The sequence below is a fragment of the Microcoleus sp. K5-D4 genome (genome assembly GCF_036704575.1).
Classification (GTDB): Bacteria; Cyanobacteriota; Cyanobacteriia; order Cyanobacteriales; family Microcoleaceae; genus Microcoleus.
This window is the reverse complement of sequence record NZ_JAUBSD010000067.1, coordinates 37,774-41,477: the sequence shown is the minus strand read 5'-3', so window position 1 is coordinate 41,477 and position 3,704 is coordinate 37,774. Positions and strand designations below refer to the sequence as shown.

2 protein-coding genes are annotated in these 3,704 nt (G+C 47.1%); both read right to left on the bottom strand.

The annotated features are described in order from the left end of the window. Positions 1–156 precede the first annotated feature (156 nt). Positions 157–942, bottom strand: a complete 786-nt coding sequence (locus QUA77_RS19835) for a calcium-binding protein (RefSeq protein WP_333451995.1) — start codon at positions 940–942, stop codon at positions 157–159. A 424-nt stretch (positions 943–1,366) separates the two neighbouring features. Beyond that, the coding region (locus tag QUA77_RS19830; RefSeq protein ID WP_333451993.1) for a CHAT domain-containing tetratricopeptide repeat protein at positions 1,367–3,704 on the bottom strand (2,338 nt) is incomplete at its 5' end.

Sequence of the window (3,704 nt, the reverse complement as noted above, 5' to 3'; positions counted from 1 at the left end):
TTACTTAAACGGCTTAATTGGTAAATCACGAAAAGCTGCTTAAGTATTTTTACTCATCACAAAAGTGACACGCTCCCAATGTCGCTTTTAGGCACTGAAGTTTTCAAGAGCCATTGATGAGGAATTTATTCCTCGCTACGAAGCTGTAAAAAGCGATCAAAATCCCGGAGCAGAGATAAGACTACCTTGAAGATCTGCCACTCTTGCATTTTCCACAAAGCCTACTATCTCGCCGGAATTCCTAACTTTAATTAGAGTGCCTTGAGTCTGTACCGGTTGAGCATCTAATGTACCGAGCGGGGTCAATAGGTTGAAAATTTCTGGTGCATCAAAGTCCAATAAAACTGTGATGTTTGTCACGTATTGCAAGTCTACATCAGTAGCATTCAAACCACCTGCCAATCCAATTCGATCGACGCCAACTCTGAAACCTAGAACAAAATCGGCATTATTGACATCTGTAACTCCGGGTTCTGCTTGGATGACGTACAAGTTACTGCCCCCGATTTTGATTGAATAATTATCATCCAAACCTGTTAAAATATCCTGACCCAAACCTCCCACCAGAGTGTCATTTCCGCTACCGCTGATTAACAAATCATTGCCTCTGCCGCCCAAGAGAATATCGTTTCCTGGATCACCTATTACAAAATCTGCATCTTGACCGCCACTGAGAGAGTCATTTCCCTCTTCTCCAGTCAGGAAGTCTTTACTTTTGCCTCCGAATAAAGAATCGTTGCCCAAATCCCCGCTGATAAAATCTTCTCCATCATTGCCATAAACCAAATCATTAGCTGTTGAGCCAGTGACTACATCGTCACCTCCAAGCATCCAAACTCCCAAAGGAAAATTAGTTGCATCTGCGATCGACAAAGTAACAACTTCGGATGTATTGTCGCCAATTAATAGTCGAGATTCTGACGGAGCGGGTTGTAAAGCCATAAAAAAATCCTCTTAACACTTGACTTAAATCTTAAGCAACCCAGATGGGGAAATCATTCGTTCTACCCACAGACTTGATGAAGTACGGGGTGCAAAAGAGATTGCGGGAAAGTGCAATGTAGGTGAATATGTAGAGTAGATCGTTCACTTCCATCAGTTTTGAGATTGAGATAACTCGGCGGTTGAAACCCCGTCTACACAAACAAAGTCGGCCTGCGCCGACTAAAGAATAAAGCTCGTTTCCGATTGCATGGGAATTATTAGTATCCGAAAAGGAGACGGCAGTGCGGTTTCCCTAGAATGTTATTTTGGGTAGGGAAACCGCACTGCCGTCTGCTCTATGATTCCGGTACAACCGGAATTGATATAATTTAGGATAAAATTTAGGAAAAAAACATTGAGCCAATTCGCTATTAATAAAAACTTACTCTGCCTCCCCAATCAAAGTAAATGCTGCCCAATTTCGCGGCTGGGGATGAGTTTTCATCGTGGTTAACATTGCTTGCCGCAATGCCTGTGCTTTGTCGGGATTATTTTGCAAGTTTTGATAAAATGCCTGCATCAATTCCGATGTCGGCGCATCGGGAACCGCCCATAAAGAAACAATTACACTCGGCACTCCTGCCGAAATCAAAGCGCGCGACAAACCAATTACTCCATCCCCGGTAATTCGGCCTTCTCCAGTGTTGCAAGCACTCAAAACGACTAAATTTGCTTGCAGTTTCATGTCAAAAATCTCTTCTGCGGTCAATAAGCCGTCATCGCTACCAGAAGGAGCCAGGGCGATCGCACTTCCCAATCCGCGCACATCATCCAGCAATCCGTGGGTTGCCAAGTGAATAGTCGATGCTTGGGGCATTTTTTGAACGATCTGGGCTTTTGTACCTTGTGCGCCTGTGATGGCTTGAGTATTGAGAAGAGGGGCGATCGCTCTAGCTTCAGCTTCGGCCCCAGGTAGAGGAGACAATTGCTGTTTGGGTTCTCCCAGAGAAAGAGACACACTTGGCATCGTGGGATTGCCCAAGACTAGAGCCCTGCCGCTGTTAGGTTGCTTCTGTGCTAACTTCTGTTGTCGAGTCAAATCCAATACTTGAATCGAGGGGGCGGTCAGAATGGTGTGTTTTTCGATCAAGTAAGTACCGCCTTCATCTTGCAGGGCGGGAAAAGGCACCTGGAAAAGCGATCGTTGAGGAATGAAAATGACGCGGGCATTGGGATCTTTTGGTAGCAGGCTGGCAATAGGGTCAATCAGCAGTTGATGCAGTGTCGGTAAGTCGGGTTGGGGTTGGGTAGAGCCAAGACTGCTGCGACTGCGAACAGCGAGAAATTCTTGATTGCCAACGATTAAGCTGGCTAGAGAGGCGTTGTGTTTTTGCCACAGGGGTTTGAGGTCTACTTCGCGGAAGGTGATTTCGCCCGTCGGTTGAATCACCCAAATGTAGAGCGCGGATTCTCGCCCTACTTCTTTGCCCTCAATCTGAAAGTCGTCGTAGATGATGGAATACTGCACCAAAGTGGCATTCTGTGCTTTGGCGATTTGTTGGATTTGATCCTGGGTGGGAGCAGAGGCGATGACCGAACTGGCATCACCAGTTGATAAGCGCTGTGTCAGGAGATCGACAAAGGCACGGGCACGTCCCCGTTCGGCAATTTCTAAAGCGGCATTGGGGTTATTCTGAGCCACCCGGACTTGTTGTAAAGTCCGATAGGTGCGAGCTTGTCTTTCAAAGATGGAGATTTTATTTGCGTCGTTAGAGCCGAGCATTTGACGCATCGATTCCCAAACTTGAATGGCATTGACGAGCATTTTTTCAGCTTCTGTTGGGTTGCCAGCTTTTAAGAACGCTTCTGCGAGGTTGTCGAGCGCTATACCTTCCTGTTGGCGGTCCTTAATTTCGCGGAAGATGGCTAAACTGAGCTGTGCATACTCAATGGCTTTGGCAGAATTGCCTAGCAAGCGGTAAGTGCTTCCCAAATTCCCCAGTGCACTCCCTTCCCCTTTGCGGTTGTTAAATTCGCGGGCGATGGCTAAATTTTGCTGTAAATACTCAATGCCTTTAGCGTAGTTGCCCAGAGAGTTGTAAGCGTTTCCCAAACTCGCCAGCACTATACCTTCCCCTTTGCGGTCGTTAATTTCGCGAGCGATGGCTAAACTGAGCTGTGCATACTCAATGGCTTTGGCCGAGTTGCCTAGCAAGCGGTAAGTGATTCCCAAATTCGCCAGTGCTGCACCTTCCCCTTTGCGATCCTTAATTTCGCGAGCCATGGCTAAACTTTGCTGTGTATACTCAATGGCTTTAGCATAGTTGCCCAGAAACTCGTAAACGATTCCCAAATTCCCCAGTGCATGCACTTCCCCTTTGCGGTCTTTAATGGAACGGGCGATGGCTAAACTGAGCTGTGAATACTCAATGGCTTTAGCATAGTTGCCTAGCAAGCGGTAAGCCATTCCCAAATTCACCAGTGCACTCACTTCGGCTTTGCGGTCGTTAATTTCGCGAGCCATGGCTAAACTGAGCTGTGCATACTCAATGGCTTTAGCGTAGTTCTCCAAAGAGTTGTAAGCGATTCCCAAATGCGCCAGTGCCACCCCTTCCCCTCGGCGGTCTTTAATTGCGCGGGCGATGGCTAATCTCTGCTGTAAATACTCAATGGCTTTAATATGGTTGCCCAGAGAGTTGTAAGCGATTCCCAAATTCCCCAGTGCATTCCCTTCCCATGGGCGGTTTTTAATTGCGCGGGCGATGGCTAAAGTCTGCTGT